22 protein-coding genes are annotated in these 24,341 nt (G+C 46.6%); all 22 read right to left on the bottom strand.

Features of this window, described 5'->3' with window-relative positions:
* Positions 1 to 116 precede the first annotated feature (116 nt).
* On the bottom strand, positions 117 to 794 hold the full coding sequence (locus tag IM515_RS03740; protein WP_287628845.1) for a transposase family protein: 678 nt from the start codon (positions 792 to 794) through the stop codon (positions 117 to 119).
* A gap of 165 nt (positions 795 to 959) precedes the next feature.
* Positions 960 to 1,325, bottom strand: coding sequence for a DUF5615 family PIN-like protein (locus IM515_RS03735; RefSeq protein WP_287628846.1), 366 nt, complete (start codon positions 1,323 to 1,325; stop codon positions 960 to 962).
* Positions 1,322 to 1,672 (bottom strand): DUF433 domain-containing protein, encoded by a 351-nt coding sequence (locus tag IM515_RS03730; RefSeq protein WP_002770339.1) that lies wholly within the window; start codon positions 1,670 to 1,672, stop codon positions 1,322 to 1,324. The genes IM515_RS03735 and IM515_RS03730 overlap by 4 nt, the downstream gene beginning before the upstream one ends.
* 453 nt (positions 1,673 to 2,125) lie before the next feature.
* Positions 2,126 to 2,500 (bottom strand): hypothetical protein, encoded by a 375-nt coding sequence (locus tag IM515_RS03725; RefSeq protein ID WP_287697873.1) that lies wholly within the window; start codon positions 2,498 to 2,500, stop codon positions 2,126 to 2,128.
* A 26-nt stretch (positions 2,501 to 2,526) separates the two neighbouring features.
* Positions 2,527 to 3,696, bottom strand: a complete 1,170-nt coding sequence (locus IM515_RS03720) for an eCIS core domain-containing protein (protein ID WP_287697871.1) — start codon at positions 3,694 to 3,696, stop codon at positions 2,527 to 2,529.
* 567 nt (positions 3,697 to 4,263) lie between these two features.
* Positions 4,264 to 4,833, bottom strand: coding sequence for a Pvc16 family protein (locus tag IM515_RS03715; RefSeq protein ID WP_002770364.1), 570 nt, complete (start codon positions 4,831 to 4,833; stop codon positions 4,264 to 4,266).
* Positions 4,830 to 5,492: a YkgJ family cysteine cluster protein gene (locus IM515_RS03710; protein WP_287628850.1), complete on the bottom strand. Its 663-nt coding sequence runs from the start codon at positions 5,490 to 5,492 to the stop codon at positions 4,830 to 4,832. Before IM515_RS03710 ends, IM515_RS03715 begins: the two co-directional genes overlap by 4 nt.
* Positions 5,493 to 5,631: 139 nt before the next feature.
* Positions 5,632 to 7,791, bottom strand: a complete 2,160-nt coding sequence (locus IM515_RS03705; RefSeq protein ID WP_287628851.1) for an ATP-binding protein — start codon at positions 7,789 to 7,791, stop codon at positions 5,632 to 5,634.
* Between the two features lie 281 nt (positions 7,792 to 8,072).
* Positions 8,073 to 8,177: a DUF6887 family protein gene (locus IM515_RS26080; RefSeq protein WP_425589514.1), complete on the bottom strand. Its 105-nt coding sequence runs from the start codon at positions 8,175 to 8,177 to the stop codon at positions 8,073 to 8,075.
* 93 nt (positions 8,178 to 8,270) lie between these two features.
* Complete coding sequence (locus tag IM515_RS03700) at positions 8,271 to 8,519, bottom strand: hypothetical protein (protein WP_287628852.1); 249 nt, start codon at positions 8,517 to 8,519, stop codon at positions 8,271 to 8,273.
* A gap of 69 nt (positions 8,520 to 8,588) precedes the next feature.
* Positions 8,589 to 10,277, bottom strand: a complete 1,689-nt coding sequence (locus IM515_RS03695; protein ID WP_287628853.1) for a translocation/assembly module TamB domain-containing protein — start codon at positions 10,275 to 10,277, stop codon at positions 8,589 to 8,591.
* Between the two features lie 172 nt (positions 10,278 to 10,449).
* Positions 10,450 to 11,943: a tail fiber domain-containing protein gene (locus IM515_RS03690; protein ID WP_287628855.1), complete on the bottom strand. Its 1,494-nt coding sequence runs from the start codon at positions 11,941 to 11,943 to the stop codon at positions 10,450 to 10,452.
* A 38-nt stretch (positions 11,944 to 11,981) separates the two neighbouring features.
* On the bottom strand, positions 11,982 to 13,763 hold the full coding sequence (locus tag IM515_RS03685; RefSeq protein WP_287628856.1) for a tail fiber domain-containing protein: 1,782 nt from the start codon (positions 13,761 to 13,763) through the stop codon (positions 11,982 to 11,984).
* 58 nt (positions 13,764 to 13,821) lie between these two features.
* A complete protein-coding gene (locus IM515_RS03680) occupies positions 13,822 to 14,634 on the bottom strand; it encodes a phage tail protein (protein WP_072925059.1) in 813 nt (270 codons plus the stop codon).
* Between the two features lie 40 nt (positions 14,635 to 14,674).
* Positions 14,675 to 16,147 carry a baseplate J/gp47 family protein gene (locus IM515_RS03675; protein WP_287628858.1) on the bottom strand — a complete coding sequence of 491 codons (1,473 nt, stop codon included), beginning with the start codon at positions 16,145 to 16,147 and terminating at the stop codon, positions 14,675 to 14,677.
* Between the two features lie 54 nt (positions 16,148 to 16,201).
* Positions 16,202 to 19,690: a putative baseplate assembly protein gene (locus IM515_RS03670; RefSeq protein ID WP_287628859.1), complete on the bottom strand. Its 3,489-nt coding sequence runs from the start codon at positions 19,688 to 19,690 to the stop codon at positions 16,202 to 16,204.
* A gap of 146 nt (positions 19,691 to 19,836) precedes the next feature.
* Positions 19,837 to 20,235, bottom strand: a complete 399-nt coding sequence (locus IM515_RS03665) for a GPW/gp25 family protein (RefSeq protein ID WP_002770393.1) — start codon at positions 20,233 to 20,235, stop codon at positions 19,837 to 19,839.
* Positions 20,236 to 20,248: 13 nt separating this feature from the next.
* The gene (locus IM515_RS03660; RefSeq protein WP_147069015.1) at positions 20,249 to 20,650 is read right to left on the bottom strand and encodes a PAAR domain-containing protein; all 402 of its coding nucleotides are present in this window, start codon (positions 20,648 to 20,650) and stop codon (positions 20,249 to 20,251) included.
* 41 nt (positions 20,651 to 20,691) lie between these two features.
* Positions 20,692 to 21,345, bottom strand: coding sequence for a phage baseplate assembly protein V (locus tag IM515_RS03655; protein ID WP_287628860.1), 654 nt, complete (start codon positions 21,343 to 21,345; stop codon positions 20,692 to 20,694).
* The gene (locus IM515_RS03650) at positions 21,342 to 22,409 is read right to left on the bottom strand and encodes a phage late control D family protein (protein WP_287628861.1); all 1,068 of its coding nucleotides are present in this window, start codon (positions 22,407 to 22,409) and stop codon (positions 21,342 to 21,344) included. The genes IM515_RS03655 and IM515_RS03650 overlap by 4 nt, the downstream gene beginning before the upstream one ends.
* 111 nt (positions 22,410 to 22,520) lie before the next feature.
* On the bottom strand, positions 22,521 to 23,228 hold the full coding sequence (locus IM515_RS03645; protein WP_002770401.1) for a CIS tube protein: 708 nt from the start codon (positions 23,226 to 23,228) through the stop codon (positions 22,521 to 22,523).
* Positions 23,219 to 24,341 (bottom strand): hypothetical protein (locus IM515_RS03640; RefSeq protein WP_287697869.1); only part of this gene is annotated, 1,123 nt, incomplete at its 5' end. The genes IM515_RS03640 and IM515_RS03645, both read right to left, overlap by 10 nt.

The following is a 24,341-nucleotide window of genomic DNA, read 5'->3' as shown; positions in this document are numbered from 1 at the left end:
CTCCAGCTACATCAAATGTTCCCAAAAAATATAGAAGAGCTAATGCAAATTAGCCGCTATCGGTTGAAGGATTACATCAAAGGACAAAGAGCGATATCGCTTGCCCTATCTACCTTCTAGCTCGCTTGTCCCCCTCTCAGCTTTTTTTTATGAGTAATCTGACTGTTTTGATGGATTTTCTGAATCCCTTGATAGCCTTTGTCCCCTAATATTTCTATTTCCTTATTTAACCCGATTTTACTCTCTTTCCACAACCGAAAATCATGGACTCTTCCTTTCTCACAACGGACGCAGATTATCTGCTCACTTTTTTGGTCGCAACGCGCTCGCTGCGCGAGATCGGCAACGACTTGCGACTTTAATGTGTGGTATCCCTGCTTCCCGCTATAGCATGATTTCTGTTTTTTTTTGGGTCTTTCTATCTCCTGTTCTGACACATCCACCACTATTACTTCTATTTCACTATTACTTTCTAATAGGGCTTTTTTTCCCGGTAGATTAAACAGACCTGATTTGATGAGAATATTCGCTACTTTCCTAACAATTCTATACGCCGTTGATTCGTTAACACCCCAACTATTTCCCCGATGAAAATAGGTGCGATATTCTCGCCAATATTCTAATGTTATTAGTAGTTGGTCTTCCGTACTCAATTTGCTAGGTCTGCCAGTCTTTTTTTGCCAAACTTTTTCTGCCTTTAGGACTGTTACCATATCCTTAAATGTATCTGGATACACGCCACACAAGCGTTTGAACTCTGTTGGCTTTAAAGTTTTTACTTGTTCGTAATTCATCTTTCAATCTTAACTCTTGGACTATTTTATCCTATTTTGTCTAGACTTATGCAAGAGATCTATAGAGTCACAAGAGTTGCATCAGGGAACGCACCCTACAAGATCAGCGATCGCAATACAGGATTGGCGATCGCAATACAAGAGCGCCGATCGCACTAAAGTTTTTTATTCACTCAACGGTAAGTATTCAATTCGATCTTGATATTCCTTTGGAAAGGAAGCCCCAGCAATGATGATTAACTCTGTGAGAGTTTCACCAATATTATTGGATGGATCAATCACAAAAATGCCTGGTATGTGATGATTTTCTGTAAGATGATCTGCTAGGTGTTTTGGCATAGATTTCCGATTGTTTGTTACTAAGATGAAATCATGAGTCTCACACCAAACTAGAATCTCTGGATCAAGAGTTCCCTTCGGAGGAGAATCTGGATCGCCAATCATTCTGACAACAAGATCTGGTGCTTGGCGCATCAGTTGGGTTCGATAAAGTGAGGCGATATGTTCATCGAGTAAATATTGAATTGTCATGCAGTAATCACCGATTGAGTAGACTCTTGCTGAACATCTGTTTTTGCTTTCAATTGGCGAAACCTCTGGCGTGCAGGAGAAGGATTATGTTTTTGTTCTTCTCGTTGTTGACGGCAAAACTCTAGCCAGTCAGCCAAGTAAGCGCTGATCTCCTCTTTGTTGTGTAGATAGTATAGAATGGTGGCGTAGATCTGTTCTAGGGTAATGGTCTCAAATTGTTGGGCAATTTCTTCGGGGGTTTTGGCACGGTAGATGTATTCGTAGAGGACGCTTTCGATACCAATACGGCTGTTTTTGATGCGGATGTCGTCAGAGGCGAGGAAGTTGAAGTAGTCTTGAATTTGCATGGTTCATGGGGTAAAGAGTTGAGATCGCTATATTGGCTATCGTAAACGTAACTGGATAATTTTGCTATTTCCTCCAAGAGATTTTGGTCAGAAGTTTGATAACGCTGTATCCAAGGAAACCCAACAAATGCAGGGGAAAAAGTGATGGTGTTTGGTTTCGCTTAAGCAAATCGATAAGTTATCTTATAAGGTAGGAAGCGTGATCGCCTTATTCACCAAATGGGCCTGGTGCGTTCCCAATATCTGAATCATAGAGTCACAAGAGTTGCATCAGGGAACGCACCCTACAAAATCGGCGATCGCACTAAGGTAGGAAGCGCGATCACCTTATTCACCAAATGGACCTGGTGCGTTCCCAATACCTGAACCCCAGAGTCACAAGAGTTGCATCAGGGAACGCACCCTACAAGAGCTACTTTATATTAGTATCAATGGTGATGATGTTGGGTTTCGCTATTGTTCTGGTATCGAGGATTGAGGTAAAATTTGAAACTGAACCGTTTGATTCCGATAGCTCACCTCAAGGTGTTCAGGAATAATGTTTGCATTTTGAAAACTAAAGACCGCATTGGCCGAACTGCTCAAGCTTCCACCTGCTTCTACGAGCGCATCTGAAGGACGTTCTACTTGTTTTAGTTGCGTCCCCTCCTTCATTAGGAGTTGAGCGTCCACCTCACTAGCTTGAATGATATCTTGATCTGGGGCGCGGCTAATGATGACCGTTAAATTCCAACGATTGGCAGACTGATCTCGCTGGATCAGGGCAGAGATTGAAACGTCCTGAATGGGCAACAAATAAGGCTCCATAACAAAAGCATCTAACATCATCAAACTCCCAGTTTAAGAAAACTCAGTTAGGGTACGGTTGCACTGCCAACAACGCTCCAAGAGGAAGAAGCTAGCACAGCACCGCCACTGCCCGTATCAATCAACTCTCCTCGGAAATCAAGGTTTACACTGAGGGTATCCCCTGAGGAACCTGTAATGCCGGGATGATCAAAACCGTTGAATTGACATCCTGTGGCTTGATCGGGAGAGGTAAATCGACTATTAGCGAAAGGAATAGAGCGATAACCATATTTATATGTGTTACCACCAAAAATACCACAGTCTTCTTGGAAGGTAGTTGGATGAAGATTGGTTCCACACAATGCATGAGTCACATTAGAACCATTCTTGGTGAAAGAACCTCGGACATACTGCCGATATTCCCCTGCCGAGCAAATGCAAGGAATAGGCACACTAAAAGTCCCCACCATTGAGAAGGGAGCACCCAGTTTATTGCCACTCAAAGTTGCAGCAACGGTTCCTGATGGAATAGTGGTAAAGGATCCGGTTAAAGCACAGTAATTTGTGGAAACAGGCCCACCATTTCTAGCGATTAGAGGCATCCCTGAGTTTATGGCTAGAGATTGGGTAGTCAGGGTTTCTGTTCCTTCGTCTGTCTCTTCTAATGATTGAGTCTCTAATAAGTGCGTCATCTGCTCTTCCTCACGACACCCAGAGCAGGCTCGCTGAATGATGGGGGTACATGAGGAAACTTCTGTGGATTGAGAAGAAACCGTTTTAAGCATTTGTACTACAGCATTAGCAACCCGATCCGCCTCTTGTTCGTACTGATCGCCCGGTTCACCTACCGCCAACTTCGACTGAATTCCACCAGTTTGCTGCACCACATGGGTCAACTCATGGGCCAGTAATTCCTTGCCACTGGAACTACCGGGATTGTATTCCCCTTGGCGGAAAAAGATGTCTTGTCCTGTAGTGAAGGCACGGGCACTGAGGGATTGATTTAAGGCATCAGCCGTGCTGTCGGTATGGACGCGCACCCCACTGAAATTGGTGCCAAAAGCGGATTCCATTTGTCGCTGGATGCCAGAATCGAGCGATCGCCCCCCACCACGGGCTTGTTCAATTGCTGCTTCCACTTCTGGCGTGGCTTCGGCTTCTCCCCCTCCTTGGCGTGACAGTTCCATCACCCGCTGCACATAGCGGTTGCCGTACTGCCGCTGCATCTGGAGCATCAGTTGGCGGCCGCAGGCGGGGTAGTCTGAGGTCGCCCGACTGAGCAAGTCAGCATGAACTTTGGCAGAGGGAGCACTGCCAATCCGACTGATGGTCTGTACCAGGGGGTCTTGTTGGGTTGCCAGAACCTCTTCTTGGGCAGTCGCCCTCTGTGCTTCCCGTTCCTTGGTCGGCTGGGAGTGCTGGGATTTGGTGTCGGGGGTCGATTGGCGATCACGCATGGCACACCTCTTATCAAAAGTAGGCTGACAGTTTCTCCAAGGGAATGAAAATTCTCCTCATGCCCTCTGGCTACTATTCTAGTATTCTATCACAAAGACGATCATTCCCAGTCTTGGTCATTAACAAGGTAATTTACCAAGTCTCCTAAGGTTTTTCCCTTACCAGCAATTAAGGGTGATGGTTAGCGACGTTTTGAGAGTTGGGGGGGAATTTCTTCTAGTATGGATATCCTAATTCGAGCCGATTTTAGAGGGGGAGGTTCGGTTAACCATCTTATTTGTCCGTTTTCATAGATAGCTTCGTATTGCATGGGTTGAGTGGCTGTTCATCATTAGCTTAACTACTTACTTTTGCTCGACTTTGAGAACTTTTTCTGTTACCAAACGAACCTCAACCGGTGCAAAGGGTTCAACCGCAACCGTCACCATGTAGCTGATCCCCGCTTTCATGCGCCCGTCAAGCGCCCCCCAAAAATCCCAAGCATTCGGGGTGCGTTCAGGTTGAGAAACCCAGGCGCGGAGAGGTAGAGATTGATTGGCTATTTGCCCCTTGAGGACTTCTGTTGGCAAAACTGGATAGCTCAATAAGGTCTGCAAAATATTGCCTAACAGTCGATGTTCATCGGCGACATCAGTTGTCCAAACGGTGATTAGATAGGATAAATCAATACGAGTGGGAGCAATTTTTTCGGTTCCTGTTCCTGTGGTTCCGTTGCGAGTGAGATAGCGCTCATTGTTGCGTAACTCGTGATTCTCGCGGATATCGTAGAGAAAACAATTAATTGTGGGCTTATTTGGCTTGGGATTCCAGTCGTCTTTGTTCGGCACTTCAAACTTAATATCGATCGCGTTGGGATCGAGAGGCACTTTTTGCACTAGCAATTCTTTAAGCGTATCGTCAAGGTTGTGGATCATTGAATTTCACTCCCTGGAAGTTCCATTTCTTCTGCACTCAAGTTGTGGGGCCAGTTTGGCTCCTTCAGCTTGGGATTGACAATTTTATTTTCAAAGTCGAGCCAGATGCGCCTGTCGTTGCGGCAATCGTAGGCTCGGCAAGGGATGGGGCGCTGGGAATGCACCGTACAGCCTAAACCTTGGCGATCAAAGTGGTGGCAATAGCCGTCCGCACCTTTGGCAATAACATAAGGTTGGCTCAACTCCCAGCGGATGACTCCTTCTTCGATGTCTTGGCGCGACAGGGGAAAAACCATTTTGCAGCAGGCAGCCTGGCACAAATGTACCCGATTTTCGCAGTCAATGGCGAAGGGTTGGGAAAAGGTATATTTATCTTGTTCTGGTTCCTGCAAGGAAACGCCCGGATCTTGCTGCAGGAAACGTTTGAGCAGTCGTTGGGCTACCTGCTTTTTCCTTGTGTCAATTTCGTCAAGATCGAGTAAGCCTTTTTCTGTCAGCAGTTCGATGAGCGCATAGACGAAGGAGGCGGCTTCCAGGGTGCGCCCTGCCGTGGCATTTGTGCGTGCATGGAGATAAGTTAGGCCCTTTGCCACCTCATGGTGTCGGGCAAGGTCATCAGGCATGGCTGGATTAATCCCGGTTTGGCTTTCTTGATCCATGATACTTGGCAGAACAATGGAGATGGATTTTTAATTGAGGCATTAGCTTGACAATGTTAGATTTAATTTGGCTTTCCCCTTTGGCTAGGAAATAGGGTGATGGGCGCACGCAATGCGCCCCTACGGCATATTTTTCCAGTTATTTTTGTTTAAATGGCAAAAACTCCTCCTCCCCAATCAGTCTTCCCATCTTCTGAAACTCCCGCTTGGTTGCTTGCAGTAGATGTTTCATCGTCACACACTGGCTGTTTTCTGCGGCGAGGAAGGCAGCCGCCAGGGCGATGTTGCGAATATTACCTCCTGCCAGCTTGAATTGCCGCGCCATGCCTTCGAGATCCACATCGGCTGCCAGGGGTGTCTGTTTGGGCCAGATGCGCCGCCAGATTTGCAGGCGGTAGTCCGCTTCAGGAAAGGGAAACTCGACAATGAAACGGATGCGCCGAGTGAAGGCTTCATCGAGATTCTGCCGCAAATTGGTGGTTAGGAGCGTCACCCCTTCGTATTCCTCCATTTTCTGCAACAGATAGGCAATTTCAAGATTAGCGTAGCGATCATGAGCATCCTTAACCTCGGAGCGCTTGCCAAAGAGGGCATCTGCTTCGTCAAATAGGAGGATGGCATTGGCACTCTGAGCGACGGTAAAAATCCGCTCTAGGTTCTTTTCCGTCTCGCCAATGTACTTACTGACCACTTGGGAGAGATCAATTTTATAGAGGTCAAGGTGCAACTCCTTGGCGATGACCTCCGCCGCCATCGTCTTGCCTGTACCAGGTGAGCCAGAGAAGAGGGCATTTAGTCCTTTGCCGAGGGAAAGTTTCTCCTCGAAACCCCACTGACCACAGACGAGGTGGTGGTATTTGACCTGATGGCAAATTTCTTGGAGTTGAGTTAGCCCCTCGGGTGGGAGGATCAGATCGTTCCAGGTGGAGCGAGGGGAAATCTTGCGGGCCAGGGAGGTCAAAGCTTGACCTGAGTGGGTACGAGCAGCAGCAAACAGGTCTTCTAGGGTTAAGGAACTAGAGGACTCCTGGGATGTCTGGGCTGCCTGCCAGCGGGCTTGCTGCTGGGCTGAGGCTACTGCATCACCAATTTGTTCAGGAGTCAGGCGGAAACGGTCAGCGAGGGTGTCTAGCTCCTTGGGCTGGGGGAGTAAAATGCCAGACTGGGAGAGATAGGCTTGCCAGTTGTCCCGACGTTGGGCAAAGTCGGGTAGGGGAAAGGAGACTGGAAGAATGGTGCGGGTGGAGCCGGGAATGTCTGACAGGTTTGGTACTAATCCTTCTAAGATGGCGATGCTGGGAAATCTGGCGATCGCCTGCAATAGGCGCTGATAGTTGCTTATCTGCTCTTGGGAACCCAGTGCGTCGATTCCCTCAAGATACAGCACCCCATCTTGAAACTGGGCTTCTCGCAAGAGCAGGGGCAAGATTGACTCTAGCTCGGTTTTCGCGGCGATCGCTGTGGCGATGTCTGCTACTAACAGCCTCATGTCTAACTTGAGGGCGATCGCTTCTGCTGCTTGGCGCTTTCCCACTCCCTGGGGACCGTGAAAGTGAAGGTGTAAAGGCTGATTGGCTTCCCTCGCCTGGAGTGCTAAGGCGAGCAAAGCTTGCTGGATTTTGGCATCTAACGACAGTGACTCTGATTCTGGAATCGGCTTAACTATCTGGCAGAATGTGGCCAATCGGGAGTCGAGTCCCTCCTGTCCCAACAGGTAACGGATTAGCTGCTCATCAGGCTTGAGGTAACAAGCAAGTAGGGGAGGCTGCACCTGATGGGGATCCGCCAACAGATGTAACAGTCGATGGCGAATTAGGGGCGCGTCTGGGGCAACCCGAGACCTTTGCCACAGCTTGGTTGGGGCTGAAGAACACAGCAGGTTAAGGGCGATATCTACTGTGGGTCGCCTGCGAGTTACGTCGTCCTGGAGGTAGGCGTAAAGCCTTTCGTAGCGCAGGTCGAGTTCGGGAGCGAGGGCAATTACCACTAGCGCTAGGTCGAAGACGGACAGGTCAAAGGTTTGCTTGAGCCGGGCTAGGCGGGATGCTTTGTCGGCTAACTCAGAAAAGGATGGCTCCCAAGCTTCTCCTCTGAGTTTCAGGACAGGATCTCCTGGTTGGCGCACTAACAATTGCTCGACATCTTCCTGAGTGATGTAAAGACCTTGATAGGCTTCAGTTGTTGGGTCTTTGGTATAGGTTGCTTGAGCGGCAACCACTGCTTTTTCTAGCAGTTTGTCTAACCACTGTAAAGCTGGTAATAGATTTTCCAACCAGGCTTTATTAGCCTCGATAACCATAATAAACACCACAGAGACACAGAGGACACAGAGTTTTTTGGTTGCTGTGTTAGTTCACTACTGGACTAGGAAAAGCTGAAATTAAATTGGTTTAGAGATGATTGCCATGTCTTATTTGTCTGAGTGTCTCTCAAGTTTATGGTGCGTTACTTCGTTAACGCACCCTACAAGATTAGCGATCGCACTTTAAGTTAAGATTGACCTTCTTGTATTTGGGGGGTTATCTTTTCCTCCCAATAATTATCTTCTAAACCTACGATAATCATTCGTCCATCTGCTTTTCAAAGATCAATATAGGCATAAAAACCCATAGTATCTTCACGATGGGTTAATATATATTGTCTGAGTTCATCTAGGCTGAGAGTGTCATAGTTGATGGGGTTCATGGTTCATATCCTCCTGTTGGTTTAATTTCAAGGCGATAAAGTCCGTAAATTATTAATTAGCCGAAACAGTCCACCTTAATTACTTCCTTGAATTTAATAAGCTTTTTGGCTTTGCGACTCTAACGCTTTGATTTTTTCGGTTAATACAGATATGGTAGTTTGTTGCTCTTGCAAGACTTTAGTTAATACGCCAACTATGTCCATAATACTCACTCCTTTTCGGTCAGAAGTTGACAACAATTCTGGTACATCGTCACGATATTGCCATTGAGGATAAATGGCATTACTTAAACGATAACATAGGTGATAAAGTCCTTGAGCCTGTTGATTTGTTGGAGTCATGTAGTCAAGATGTAAATTCTTAATTAATAGTTTAGACTCACTCAACAGATTCATTTAGTAATGGGCTATTTATTCTTTGGTTACGCCACCGACCCATCCTAAATTTACCAAAACCCAAATTTTTCCCATACTTTCACCATTTCCGTTGCCATTAAAACATTGCAGTGCTTTTCCCAAAGTATAACTGGGAATATTGGCTTTCATCGCACAACCAGGTGTAGAAGAAGTAGTTAAAAAATCTCCTGCATTTATAAAACCATTTTCGGTAGTAACTTTTGTTAAAACTCTCCCTGCTAGTGCTAAGGGTTTTAAGTCATCGCGATTAACATCTGTTGGATGACTTCCCCCTATGATTAAACCGGCGGTATTTGGATCGGAAATGACTCCTGCAACTTTAGAATCGTCAGGTTTATTGCTTTTTGCCAAAAGCACGCGATTATCTGGAGGATTTTCAATTACAACAACATCTCCAGGCTCGAGATCATCCTCAGTTTTTACAGGGGTCATTTCTGCAAGATCATCAGAACTACCAAATCGTAAATTACCACCAGCCCACAATGCTCCTACAGCTAAATCTTGATATTTGGTGCCATCAGCCCTCGATAGATATACCCACGTATTTGATTCATAATCTGGCCATCTTCCTAGTCTCCAACCTCCTTGACTCTGGGAAGAATCACCGCTACCAATCCAGCCATCATTGCCTCTAACATCAAGCTTATACTTGGGACTGGAAGTTCCAATACCAATATTTCCCCCTGGTGTAATGGTTAACCGATAGTCAGCAATACCAGTCTCGACAAAATTGAGAGCATTATTGGGAGCAATATTAATATGCCACTGACCGCGACCCGGAGAACCATCGATTTTGCTGAGATAGAGATGGCTGCCAAAACTAGACTGTGTTCCTTGGTTAATGTGGAAATTTCCATTGACCGTCAGGTTATCCTGAATTGTCAGCGCTCCGCTCATCGTATCCCCGGCTTTTTTAACTGCCAAGTCGAGGTTTTTTACAACTCCCGTTAAGTTTGAGCCATCTCCGAGAAATGAGGTAGCTTTGACATTGCCATTGACCTCTAATCTTTCGGTAGGAGCGGCGGTGGTGGCAATGCTGATATTGCCAGTAACAGTCAAATTATTTTGAATTGTCAGAGAACCTGTCATCGTATCCCCGGCTTTTTTAACTGCCAAGTCGAGGTTTTTTACAACTCCCGTTAAGTTTGAGCCATCTCCGAGAAATGAGGTAGCTTTGACATTGCCATTGACCTCTAATCTTTCGGTAGGAGCAGCGGTGGTGGCAATGCCGATATTGCCAGTAACAGTCAAATTGCCACTGACCTCTAACTTAGCCCCTGGGGTGATTGTTCCAATACCGACATTGCCATTACCCAGAATCGTCATTTTAGTAGTAGCGTTCGTCCCAAAACTCAAGGCATGGTTAGTTTTCGTACCGAGAATCATGGCTCCTGCTGGCGACCCCCAGCAGCCCTTCTCGTGGACAGACACTCGCCCATCAATCTTAGCGGTTCTAACCGATAATTTGGCATCAGTAACCCCTAAAAGATCGAGAATGCGGCTCCAACCTTCTGGATTTTCTAGGGTAGTAGTGCCGATGCCGACGTTGCCAGTAACCGTAAGAGAATCATTGATGCCGAACTGTTTAGGTCCCCCATAGAGCAAGCATGGCCAATCGCTTTCAGGAACGTTGTCTCTTCCCAGTTTTAGACTGCTGTAGATACCGACTTCATTTAAAGACATGATGATTACCTCCTTTTTTTATTAATAAGTAGTCGTGCAAAATTAATTTCCTAGTGAAGATAGGCAAAAGGCAAGAGGTAGGAGGCAAGAGGTGGTTAGATATGTGTAATTAATTTTGCTTAGGTACTTAGGAGTTGGGCAAAATCGCTAACTGTTGAGAACTGCCCTAGCTCTACTCTACTAATATAGCAGAAATCAGTGCAAGCTCAGGCATTTTAACGGCTATTGCTTGACAACGGGCTTGCAAGGCTTCTTGCTCAGCTTTTAGTTCTTTGAAAGCTTCCACAGTCAGGGCTTCAAAACCCATGATGGTCAGAGTTTTATAGCCATCAGAACTGTCACCAACCCATTCTGGAAATACGGCTGCCACCTCTTGCGCCAGGAACCCAATTTGAGTCCCGGTCAAATTTCCTTGCTTTTCTGGTTCTTTCCATTCATAAATTACTCCTCGCAGTTGCATCAGTTTCTCTAAAGCTTTCTCTAGGGGACGGATATTTTGTTTAAGTTCTGTATCCAGTCGCGGATACTCAAAAGGTATAGCTTGTGCGAGAAGAAGGGCAAACTGGTTGGCATCTCCACCCCGTTCAACCCATTCCGTCAAGTCTTTTACGTCCGAAGGAAGGTTGACAACTTTAATCTCTCTTGCCTTGCCGATTAAAGCCAATCCGACTTCTTTTAATTGGCGCTGTCCGGTGCGATCGGTATCGAGACAGAGAAAAACGCGCTTGCCCCGCAGTGCCTCGGAATAGTCCTCTCGCCATTGGTAAGGACCAAGGGGGTTAGAGGTAGCCGCCCAACCGACAGGGAGCCCCAATTGCCTAGCGGTGTCTGCATCCTTTTCTCCTTCTAAAACCAAGACAGTGTCGGCCTCCAGCACATCCGCTAGGTGATAGAGGACGATCCTGATACCCCCTAGATGCCAGCGCCATCCTCCTTGACCATCTGGGCAGCGTTCCCGAAAGCTTTTAGGATGGAGGCGAACGACTTGAAACAGCAAGTTGCCCTGCTCATCTGTGTAGTCATAGGTAGTGACAATTTGGCTGTGACTGGGTGGGGGCTCTTCCTGAGCAACTTTTTTCCAGGTAACGCGCCGCTTTTCTTCAATTGCGAGGTCAGGCAGTAACTCGTCAAACTGCTTGGCTTGCTGGATTAAGAGAGCAAACTGGTCAGCTTGCCCGCCTTTCTCGACCCATTCCGTTAAGTCTTTGACTCCCGGAGGCAGGGTAATTACTTTAATTTCTGTTGCCTTATCCCGCAAAGCGAGTCCGACTTGCTGTAAGTGAAGTTGTCCGGGGCGATCGGTATCGGGACAGATCAACACACGCTTGCCGACCAAAGCCTCTGAATATTGAGTCCGCCACTGACCCGAGCCAAAAGGACTGGAAGTGGCAGCCCAACCAGCAGGAAGCCCTAATTGCACAGCCGTCTCTGCATCTCTCTCTCCTTCAAACACGATCGCTGTGTCGGCATTGAGAACATCTGGCAGGCGATAGAGAACTGGCCACACCCCTTCCAGATTCCACAGCCATCCCCCTCGACCATCAGGGCGGCGCTGTCGGAAGGTTTTGGGCTGGAGGCGGACGACTTGAAACAGCAAGCGGCCTTGCTCGTCCGTGTAGTCATAGATCGTAAGGATTTGGCTGCCGATGGGCGGTGGATGTTCCATAAGATTCTCTGAGATTGTTCCTTTCAAGCCCCGTCACTCTAGAGCGTCCCGACTGCTAGTTGTCGTTCGAGTTCTTCACACCGTTTTTTCAGGGCTTCATTTTCTGCTTTTAACTCCTTGAGAGCCTCGACAACCAAGGCTTCAAACCCTCTGATGCTTAGGGTCTGATAGCCGTCGGCATCTACCCCAATCCATTCGGGAAACACGGCTTCTACTTCTTGAGCGATCAGCCCCATCTGCGGTCCGGTCAAGTTTCCTTGTTTTTCTGGTTCCTTCCACTCGTAGGATACGCCCCGCAGTTGGAGGAGTTTATCTAAGGCTCCCTCTAGGGTACTGATATTCTTTTTGAGCCTTTCATCAGAGGAAATGCCCCAAGCCCCTCCGCCTGGTTTGAAGGCATTGCCTGTAACCGTCAGATTGCCGCTAGTGGTGTCAACCAAAAGCCGCCATCCCGGCTGGCCAGTGCTGCCCCAAAAACCGACCGAATTCTCATTGAATAAGCCGATGAAGGCAGTATCAACTTCACCGTAATAGGCGTTGACGCTGGAACACCAGATGCCTGCGGTAAGAGAACTGTTACTAATTTGTCGCAGCCGCATTCTGCCCCGGCATTCTAACGACTCATTCGCGCCGATATTGTTGTTAATAGTCAGTCCATTGACTACAGTTAAGGTGTTAGCGGTGAGACTGCCATTACCCGTAAGGGTCCCCCCACTGATGGGCAAAGCTCCTACCTGGGCGGCTGTTGTATTGTGGGGATTATCTGTACGGGCTGAATGAGTTTCGCCAATGGTGATGCGTTTGTTGGTATTATCTGGGGTGAGGGTAATAGCGTTTGAGGAGACTAAATCCACATTGCCGCCGGGATTGTTCACCCCGTCGATGCTGACTAACGCTCCTACTTGTGCGGCAGTCGTGCCATGCGGATTATTCGTGTTATTGGCGTGATTATTAACGAGGGCAGTTACCTCGCTATCGCGGGCAATTGCTGGGTCAATTCTCGCCTCATTAATCACCCCTGTACTCGCATTAATCTGAGTAACAAGGCGGTTCGTTCCTCCCTGATTATCAATTAGGGCGGCGGTTGTTTGGTGGGGGTTATTGGTGTTACTGGTGTGGCTATCCAACTCAGTCCCATCGGCAGAAACATCCCGACCATCCACTGTCCCAGTCACTTCCAGATTACCAGCAACTTTCAGGTTACTTTGTAAATCGGCTCGTCCGGCGGCTCCTAAACGCATCCGGGACCATTGGGAGGGGTCAACATTAGTATCAGTTAAAGTGAGACTACGGGCTTCTAAATCGCCAGCAACAACCCCAGCAGCACGCCGCCGATTGACTCCCTCTCCTTCATCGGTGGCTGTAATTTTGCCCTCAGAGTTCACTGTCACCCGCCCCAAGATTAATTGCAGACTCAATTGATCAGCGGAAGGGGGATTTTCACTTATATTAATGGTGGGGATTTCTTGTACGCGGGTAAAGCCTTCTACTCCCGTTTCATTCGTCTTATCGACTAGCTCATCCTTGTAGGCGATAGTAACATAGACCGTTTTATTAACAAAGCCAGATAAATCTTTATTAGCTTTCTCCACTAGCACAATCTCTCGTCCCTTACTGTCAATCGCCATGCCTTCAGCAATTTCTATCTGGGACGAACCAATAGTATATTGTAATTTTAAGCCATCGGCGATGCCCCAAGTGTGGAGATTCTCATTGTGTCGCCGTCTCATCTCTAGGTGATAGGTTTGTTCCTCAGTAAAATCGGGGGCTCGCAGGAATTGCCCGTTAAAGTAATTTAAGCGTTTGATTGGGTTAGCCATCTTTCGTCTCCTTGGGTAAGTTTAGATTGCAGTACAGATAGTGTTAGGTCGGTTATCTTCAAAGCGGATCTAAAAGAGTATCGATGCCTACAGTGGAATTAACATCAATCCGAAATACAGGCGTTACTACCGTAATCGGTTGGCGATAGTCAGTATGAGCCGGTTTTTGTAAATCGACAATAGCGGTGACAATCTCTTGCTGTTGCTTGCGCCGTTCAGGATTGGCCGTTGGCAAAACAATTTGCACCCAAAAGAAGAAGGGAGCGCCACCATCAAGGATGGTATCTTTCCCAATAGTAGCATGGACACCTACCTGAAATGGCGCGTTCAGTTCATTGACCTGCACACCAACATCAGATGTCGTCTGTACCCCTGTCTGGGTATAAATAATTAAAGCTTCTTCTAAACCGCGTTTAGTGCCTCGCAGCCGATACAATTGAGTTGCTCTAGCAATTAACAGTCGTTTCTTATTTTCTTCCCAATCATCCCGCAGAGTCAAGGCTACCCAACTAGCCAGCCAAGGTAAGAAGTCGAAGTCTTTGTCCCTGGGGTCGCTGGGAGCGCGTTGAGAGGCACTCAAGTTGGCTCCAGCCTCAAAATACCGATACACTCCCGCTAACTGGGTTGTTCCGCTACTAGCTGGATTGAGTAGCTTGTCTAAATCGGTAATGTTTCCTCCCCCCAGAATTTCTTCTAGACCCGGTTGGGGGACTTCTAGGGATACTTCTCCTAAACCAAGGATAATTCTTTCAAAAGCCAGTAGGAAGCGACCGAGAAAATTCGGCTGGTTAGCTTCACTATCTTCTTGAAAAATAGCCGGTAGGTAATTTAGTAAACTACTCGCCTGTCCAGTTCTTTCATTAATTGTCATAAAATCCCCTCCAGAAAAAATTGTTTGATCACTTACTGGCTCAACCAGTAATAGCTGAATTCACCTCAACCAGTGATCGCAAATCAATCACTTCTCCTGCTTTGATTAACAGCCATCCCCCTTCTTGGTTGCGATCGCTGGATAATTGAATAGAAGTAACCTGAGCAATACCAGTAATAATTGTTGCCAAATTTAATTCAAGAGAATTTGTCTCAAGATACTGAGAATCTACTAATTGCAAGCTACTTAGTTTGATTGTTTGGTTGTCGGTAACTTCAATTTTTATGTCAGTTACACCCAGCGGATTTAGTTCGTGAATTGTGGGATATAAAGGATGAAAGAAAGCTCTGGTTTGGCTTTTAATTTCTCGCTTCAGTAAGTCGAGATTTGCTCCAGAAGCAGCCCTAACTTTAATTGTTAACTGCACTGCCAAGAAATTAGCACTAGGTGCGATAACAATCTGGGATAATTTAAGGCGATTTACTGGCAAATAATGATCATACAGCCGCAGTCCAATCGGTTCTCCCTGATCGTTCCAGATAGTATCTGTTGCTAGGCAATGTTGATCTTCTGGCTGGCACTCGCTGACAAGTAGAACGTCTGTTAAATAATCAATTCCGTCAATTTTTTCTAGTAATTCATACACCTCCGAGACGTGAACATCTCGACTAAAAGGCCAGTTTTCCGGGTCAAGGAATTGCTGCATAGCTTTGACGATGCCGTTGCTGACTGTCTCAGTGAGTACATCAGAACGACGAGCAACGAGAATTTCTGCACTGACAGGAGTATAACTTGGTCCGACAACCGACAGGCGAGTAGTAAGGATAGACCGTTGCTGAAGATATCCCTGAAGTGCATCTCGTAGTAGAGTCGTTGGTTGCGGTCCTAATTGATTGGCACTGTCACTATCTTTATCAGGTAGAATCAGAACACTAACATAGTTAGGTTTACTTTGCTTCTTTTCTTCTTCCCTCCCTGCTCCTAAATAGCGTTGCGGAACACAGTAAGCGCGTTTAATTTTTTGGCTCACTTTTGAGGGTAAATTTTCTTCTTTTACCTCTAAATTAGTAGTATCCCACCATTCTTTGCATCGGTCTTTAAGAGATTTTTCAAGTAATTTGTCCGCCTTTTCTTCTTGCTGCATCTGCACTAACCAGATGTTAAATTTTTGCTGACTTAGGGTTTCGTAATCTTCAGCCGTTACTGCTCGATATTCATCCCGCAAATTTAAAACAGCATCCTGGATTTCTTGTGCTAAATCCTGATTTTGATCGGCAACCCAATCAGGTCCATTAAGCAACCGCAAAAATGTTCGCAAGTTATCATCAGTTATTCGATTTTGCCGATACAGCAACATTTCCGTCAAGTAGGCAAACATTTCAATCAGGGTAATGCCGGGATCGGAGGGATTATAATTTGTCCATTCCGGGGCGTAGTTAGGAATCAGTCTGAGGGCTTCGGCAACAAGATCCTCATAAGTGCGGTCATCTAAGTTAGGCAATTCTAAAGGCATGGTAAATAATTCACAATTTAATTAATTTTCAATCTTCAAAAACTGCAAGCTTCCTCAAGATTCCTCAAAAAATAGGCTGATGGTGTGAGTACCAGAATAGACTAAGAAACGGCCGGTCTTTCTTATCGCCTCAACCTCCTGAGAAACCCTGCCATCATCGACCAGGAGGCGGCGAATATAACTGACACCCGGGACGGCTTCTAATAGGGCATAAAAATCGGATTTGTAGGGTTCGCGTCCAAAATCCCAGCCATTGCCATCTAATCCGCCCGTCAGGGGGTGTAAAAATTGCTCTAGGGTTGCTTTAACTGCTTGTTCGACAGCACTGGCTCCTTCGAGTGAACTCAAAGCAATTTCGACATTAACGCTTACTGGGATATAAGGAGGCCCAACCACCAGAATCTCGACAGTTGGACAAGCACGCGCTCTGAGAAACTTTTCAACTCGGCTAATCAGTTCCAGACTTGGTAGAGGCTTGAGCGCCTCAGAGCGCGGTACGATGATGATGCTGGTTGTTCCCCGTCTAGGTGCTTGCTCAGGTGGATCTCCTAGCCAATGTAGAGGTAGGCATTTCGCCCTTGCCACCTCTGGGGAAGCCAGTTTTGCTAAGTCTTCGTAATCTTCTAGGGTGACGGCGCGATCGCGGTGACGGATAGTTTCAGGGAGGCGATCGCGCAGGGATTCCAGGGTCTCTGCTTCTGCTCCACCCACCGCCGCTTGTAAGTTGGTCACTTTCTCGATGTAGGGAACTGTGGTCTTCAGTTGCACAATACTATCAACAGGTTTATTCCCCGCTTTGCCACCGCCTGTCTGATACCGCGCTATCCTTAGATTACCAGTTCCCAGAGGCGGAATCAGCCCGTTGCGTCCGTTACCAAACCGAATTTTGCCCGTAAGCTGGTCGAGGACGTAGTGGCGATCGCGCGAAGTTGAGCCATAAAAATCAGGAACTTGCTGCCATTGTACCCAGACTTCTCGAGAATTGGGAATTGGGGTGATCGGGTTGCTATTTCCTGGCAGTTTTAGTCTCTCTAGCTCTAGTTCTGAAGGTTTTTCTGGTTCTCTGACCTCCAATTGTGGGTTTTGCAGGACGGGAAAGCGAGTCGTTTGGAAAATTTGATTTTCTGACCCGTTACTAGAACCTAAAATTTCCTTGACAATCGTGATCGTTTGGCTGGCAAAAGTTGTATTGAGGGCCAGGTTGATGATTCTAGGTTCAATGAGATAGTCTCCTGTTTCCCACTGTACCCGTAACCAGTAACGTTCCGATAAGTCAAACTCGGCTTTAGTTTGACAGTCAGCCGGAACCAAGAATTTAATTAATCCTGAAAGGGTGAAATTTTCGCTGCCATCATCGACCGTAAGTTTGGACCAAGCTTGTCCATTCCAATATTGCCAAGATAACCGGACTGGCGACATTGGCGGTAGTTGGTCTGCCACAAAAGTTTCTAAAGTAGCAGTATAAATAGTAGCAAAAGTATCAGGACGGCTCAGGCGGAGGAAAGCAATATCTCGGTTTTCCTGATTGAGATCTTCGGGAATAGTAATCTGCACTTTTAAGGATTTTATTTCCCCAGGAGCAAGAGTAATTGAAGTCCCTTCCTCTGAGATTGTCGTCTCCCAATTATTGCCCCAAATTTCCACTCGCCAAGTGACTGATTGATCCGTATCATTTGTTACCCATATAGGATGGGTGACTATTCCGGTTGTCGCAACTTGACGACTGTAGGGGGGAGAAAGAGGGATAAATTTTTCCCCATATTTCAAGTCTGCTAAGGAGACAAAAAGACTCAGAGGACGATTGGGGAAATTGGAGCGAGTTGGCGGAAGGGTAAATCCTAGATATAACGAAGGATGAGATTCTGTGAGGGCTTCAAAAGGAATAAATGGTTGTTCTTTCTGTTGAATGTAGGTAAAGTTATTGTAGGTCTGACAGGCAGATAGGGACTGAGTAGCGTTATATGTATAAGTTAGGGTTAGGGATTTGAGCAAAGGGGGAGAAAGGGTGTTAGAGATTAACCATACTCCTGTCCCCACGGGATGAGGCGATTGTAGGGATTCTGTCAAAGTTAGGCTATTATTTGAGGTATTAACAACCCCGATAGTTCGGATTTCCTGAGTGTTAGTTCCAGCGGCAATTTGTATGCGATCGCCTGGCATAAACCCCCGGCTACTGTTGACGATAATTTGCTCAGTGCTTTCCCTAATTTCTTGTCTGAGGGTAGTAAAGGTAGGGGGTTGAGAGGAAATACCCGTGCCATAGTTTCCCCGAACAATCCGCACGCGAATCCAATAATTAGTCTTGCCATTAACTTCACCTAATCCTATCTGATTGGGCAAGGTAAAAGTGATTGAGCCACTTTGGGTGAATTTGGCAGTTGCTGGACTACTGGAAGTTACTAATAATGGCTGCCAAGTCTTACCATCCCAGGCATCGAAGGCTAATTCAACTTCATTTTCGCTGTTGACGGGGACAGTTTCATTGAGGGTGATGTTGACTGTTACCCTAGCTCCGGCTTTGGAAAAGACTTCCTGACTAGCTAGGTATAGAGTATCGCTGAGGCGGGGGTTTTCGCCAAAGGGAGAGAAGTCTTTAGTTAGGTCGAGGGGTGAAGAATTAATAAAACCGAGATCGGGTAGTAAATTAGACTGAGTAACGCTCACGCTCGCTGTAATCCCTTGAATTTTCGGTAAGGGAGGAGAACCAGGGATTAAAGACTGATTGAGCGCAACTTTCAGCCAGGACGCTTCTACGCCATTGATGATTTGTTTAACGGGAACGGGAAAGTTAGGAATTGATACTTGCCAACTTTGGTTATTTTCTGAGATATTACTGACCAATTGACTGATTTGCCGCCAATCTTGACCATCCCAATAAGACCAAGTCAAGGGGAGTCCTGCTAACCTCTGAGCCTCCTCAGATTGAATTGTTAAGGTGGCGGTTTTAGCAACTGGTAGGGTGAACAGGTCGTCGCAAGCTAAGTACAGGCTGTGTTCGACTCCCGCATCGCCATGAAAGACAAAACCCGCAGTTGCAGTTTTGGTCGTCAGCCACCCAGTGCGATCGCTCCAGGTATCCTGCTGCGGCTCCCGCACAAATACGGAGGTGAGTTGAGCGGCGGTAACTACTAATTCCGCTTCTGTTTCAAAGATGACTGGGGCTTTTTCCCCTTCCGCTGGGGGAGCGGCTACCTGAGTTCCCACTGGAACCACTACATCCACTGTAGAGCCAGCCGCCAAAGAAAAGGTCAGGGGAGTGCGAGCGGCTTGAGGTGGGAGGCGGGAGGCTCCTAACAAGTCCAGGAATGCCAAGAAATTCTTGTCCGGGACTTGGTTCAAGCGCTCGATGATAATTTCGGCAAAGCGGGCAAAGGTGCCAATCAAGACGGCACTGATAGTCCCCTTTTTCGGCAGTCTCTTGCCTGTTACTGGATCTATTTCAGATTCCTGCCAAGTGGGTGCATATTCAAGCAGTAATTCCTGCAACTGCTGGGTAATCTCAGTTGCTGTGCGCTTGTCAATTTTCGGGGCTGATTTAACCATTGAATTATGAATTATGAATTGGGAATTAGAAGATTAGCCGATGATCAATCTAAAATCAAACAGGATTCTCAGGATTTTAGGATTTTCAGAATTTGAGAATTTTAGGATGATCAATATAAAATCTAAAATCTAAAATCTAAAATTCATCAACCGGCACTCCTTTCTAAATAAAACGGATAGACGAGATTAAAAACGTTATTACTTGCTCGCACCTGATATTCAATACTGATGAGCAGTTTTTCTCCGTCGCTGTCGGATTGGGGAATCACTTGAACGTCTAGTACATCAATGCGAGGCTCGAACAAGAGCAAAGCTTCTCGCACTTGTTGGGAAATTTTGCCAGCGGTGGCTGCCGTATTCATTTCAAAAACGAGGTCGTAAATCCCACAGCCGAAATCAGGGCGCATCACGCGCTCGCCCTTAGCCGTTCCCAGAATGATCCAGATGGACTGACGGACGCTTTCTTCGTACTTTGCCCATTTGAGCGCCCCCGAATCCACCTGAATGGGGAATCCTACGCCAACACCTAAAAAAGATTTCTCCATCTCCATCCTCCCCTTAACCAATTAAGACAGTACCGACAGCAATAACCTGTCCTACGGGCAAATCGGCTGGATCATTGCACGTCTGGGCTGTATCGCTGTTGCGCGCTGCCATTTTGCCGTTGATCTTGACGGTTGGGCTACCGATTTTAATAGTAGCTTTGTTGGCGGGAGGGTTCTGGAAGGCCGTACCAGGAGGGGTAGGGATATGGGGCGGGGTGTTGTCCGCCGTGCTGTCCACGGTGGCGGCTGCCATCCCCATAATCTTGACATCTGCACTGAGGTTGCCGTTGATGATGCCAATAAAGGGGTGGGGAAGGGGAGTCGGAACTGGTGGTCCCGGCGGTGCTGGCACCATGACAATGTGGGTGTCGGTGGCAATAATTTGGTCGCCTTGTTTAGCTGCGGGTTGTCCCATAATGGATTTTAGATTTTAGATTTTAGATTTTGGATTTAAAACTAATTGAGGTTGATAGTTGCGCCTTTAAGATTCATGGTGGCGCTGGCTTTGATATCCATGCCTGCACCAGCTTCTATTTTGCTGTCGGCGGAAGACTTAATTTCGATTTTTTGTGCGTCTAGTTTGATCGTACCTTTAGTAGCAGAAAGGGTAATGTCTTTGTCAGCAGTAATCGTAATTGTGTTATTAGATGTATCGAAAATTAGGCTGTTATTGCCACTTTTATCGATAATCTCAATAGTTTCTTTGCCATCTTCATCATTGAGACGAATGGCATGACCGCTGCGAGATTTGATCAACCGCAGGTTATTTTTCCCGTCGCTATTATTAGCTGGAGGTGCATCTTTGCCATTCCAAAGAACCCCCAAAACGTAAGGAAACCGCGGGTTTCCCTGCTCGAAACCTACCAGAACTTCATCATCTACTTCCGGGAGAAAGTAGATCCCTCTTTCTTTGCCGGCCATTGGGGCAGCAATTCTCGCCCAGTTGCTTTCATCTTCATCTTTATCGCTAAGCCAGGGAAATTTCAACTTGACTCGACCTAAGTTATCCGGGTCTTTATTGTTGGTAACTATACCTACGACCACTCCGAAAATACGACCAGCGATCGCTTCCCTAGTTTCCGTATCTACTGTCACCTCAAAGAGATTCATATTGCATTCCTCCGAATTGTAAAATAGGTGAAGTAACCGCGAGGTCCGTAGCGATGGCTGGCCGCGGTGACGTAATACAGTCCACTAAATCGCTCCCCAATACCATCGATCTCAATGACTTTACCAGCCCGTACTTGGGTATTACCCCGACAAATGCCTTGACCAGTAATCAATCCCAGTACCTCCCGATTGAATTGAGCTTTAGCAAATTGATCAGCCTCAGCTTGACTGGCAACGGGGCGATCGCTAATGCCTCCTATCCCCTCACCGAAGGCACTCTCACTAAGCTTGGCACCACTCGACTGTCCCCCCATCGTCGAGACTTCATCCCCTGCCTTAGCCTGTCCAAGAACTTTTTGCTTGTCCTTGGCACTCCAGCCGCGCACTGACACCTGGTTCACCTGTCCGAGAGAGGAGAGGCGGGGAGAAAATTCCAGCAGGTTATCTTCCAGAGTCAGGGTTAAGACGGCGCTACTGGCATTCCCTACCGGGCGGAACAAGAGGGTTTTGTCCTCTACTACTACCTCATACTGGAGCTGCCGCGCTCGTGCTTGCAAGAATTCCAGATCGGTCTGGTTAGCCTGCATAATATAGTCATGGGTGACTTGGCTATCTTCGGCTTTGGCAGTAAGTCCTCCTTCACTGGCAATTTGAGCGGCGATGTCGCTGTCTTTTTTCTGGAGGAAAGTACGAGTCTTGCGTCCTCTTTGTAGTCGGTGGCGGCGATCGTAACCACGCACGATCAAGCTAGGCAGGCGATTAATTGTAAATTCTGGTTCTAATCCGGTGATTTCTCCCTTAATTAAGGTGGCCACTTGGCTCCCATAACCCAGTTTAACCTCTACTTCAGTACCAAGAGCAAAAAGAGCGTCATCGAGTAAGGAAATCTGACTATTCTGAGTTTCAAGTCCAGTCAGTTCCACTGTGAACATACTGGGTAGAGTTAGGTCATCCTCAACGGTGATGCTAATAACCTGAATTTCTGTCTCAATTGGCAGTGGTGAACCGCCAATTTTCAGAGCAAAACTCGGTAACAGCAAATTTGGCGTACTCGTTGTCGGCATTATCGATAATTCTCCTGATTTTAGATTTTAGATTAGTTTTTTCCCCGTTTTCTGTTCGCTGCCATATAACTCTGTCACCTGCCCAATTCCCAATTCATAATTCATAATTCATCAACGTAGTTTCGGAATAATTAGAGGATTGCTCACTTTTAAATGGCGCGGATCGTCTAGATTATTTGCTTGGGCGATAATGCGCCAGAGATTGGGATCTCCATATACTTCCGCCGCTAGGCTGCTTAAAGTGTCTCCTCGCTTGACTAGGCGTGTCGTTTGTTCGGGATCAGTTTGTTTGAGGTCTTTTTCTCGATCAATCCATTCAGTAAAAGTCACTGTCAGCCTAGCGCGTAGGGGTTTGCCATCACTTTTGAAGAGGGTAAAGTTCTGCACCAAGTTAGTCACCACTCCCACAAAAGGAAACTCAGGAGGATCGAGGGGATTTCCCCAAGACAGTTTACAAATTGGCGGTTGCTGAGGATTAGCATCTCGTTCAATGCGCGTCAGCTTGACAATTTTATTGGTGAGTTGGCGCACGTCATCTACTGGCTTACCCTCAACGGGTTCGGTCACGTCAAAAAACAGTTCTAAAGCAAGGGTACGACTTCCTCCTCCCCCAAACTGCAAAACTGGTGCATTCAAGTTTCTCTGAGTGGCAGATTGAGTTGTACTTGCTGTTGAGGCTGAGGTATCAGTAGATGATTGACTCCAGGTGACTGGTTTGGTAATTGAATAAGCAGTCGGATTGAATTGCACCGTAATTTCTGGCAGCTTAGACGGTGGTAGGGGTTTAATCGTTAATTTGGTAGGCGTTTCTAGTACCATTGGCTTATCCCTCGACGTTCACGTTCAACGGTTAACTGGCGAAACAGCAGACGGCTGACTTGTTCGGCAATGTCTGCCACATTGACTACCGGAGTCTGGTTTGCTGTCTGAGCGATCGCTGGTATAGCAGAATTTGATGGCATAGCTTCCATCTCGGAAGCCGTATTTGACATCTGACGCAGGATATTGGGACGATTGGGATTGACTGGGAGACTGACTGACGGCAAAGAGGAGTTAGTATAGCCGTTGTTGGCAGCGGAGAAAACTGTCCTCGCTGGTTCACTGGTAGTTTTACGCCAAACCAGATTGGTCGGGACTGAGAGGTTTCCTGGAACCTCTCTAGAGGGAATTTCTGGGACGACGGCGATCGAAGTTGTTGCTAATTCGGAGTTAACGGCGGCAATATCTCTATTTGCTTGATTTCCTGACTGTTTTTGTCCTCCGATCGCCTCTCTGTGTATTGTACCTGAACCTGTTGTTAGTCGGTTAGATTCTTTATCTAGCGATTGTAAGCTTTGCCGCAGCAACAAGGGGGTTGCTGTGCTTAAATTGCTTACTTGAGGTTGTCCTAATTCAACTGAGGTAACTTTTGTTTCTCCTTCTGTTGACGCAACTATTGCCTCTGATTGGTCTAAAATGGCTGCTGATTCTGAGTTAGAAGTGGAAGTATTTATTCTTTCAGTAATTGTTCTCAAAGGTAAAGTAGATTCTTCCGAAGTAGCTGTTAAAGAATCTATCTTTTTTTCCTCAGATGTTTCGTCTGGTTGCTGCCAGTTTTTTCTGAATACTAAAGGGTTGGTTATTGCTTCGTTACTAACTAAATACTGTTCTTGTTCAATAGCATTAACTTTTGTCTCTGGTTTGAGAGATATTTCTGCTGATTCTGAGTTAGAAGTGGGAGTATTTATTCTTTCAGTAATTGTTCTCAAAGGTAAAGTAGATTCTTCCGAAGTAGCTGTTAAAGAATCTATCTTCTTTTCTTCAGATGTTTCGTCTGGTTGCTGCCAGTTTTTTCTGAATACTAAAGGGTTGGTTATTGCTTCGTTACTAACTAAAGACTGTTCTTGTTCAATAGCATTAACTTTTGTCTCTGGTTTGAGAGATATTTCTGCT

Origin of the sequence: Microcystis sp. M44BS1 (assembly GCF_020244875.1) — a bacterium.
Taxonomy (GTDB): domain Bacteria; phylum Cyanobacteriota; class Cyanobacteriia; order Cyanobacteriales; family Microcystaceae; genus Microcystis; species Microcystis panniformis.
The sequence above is the reverse complement of the archived record's forward strand: the minus strand, read 5'-3'. Positions and strand labels throughout refer to the sequence as shown.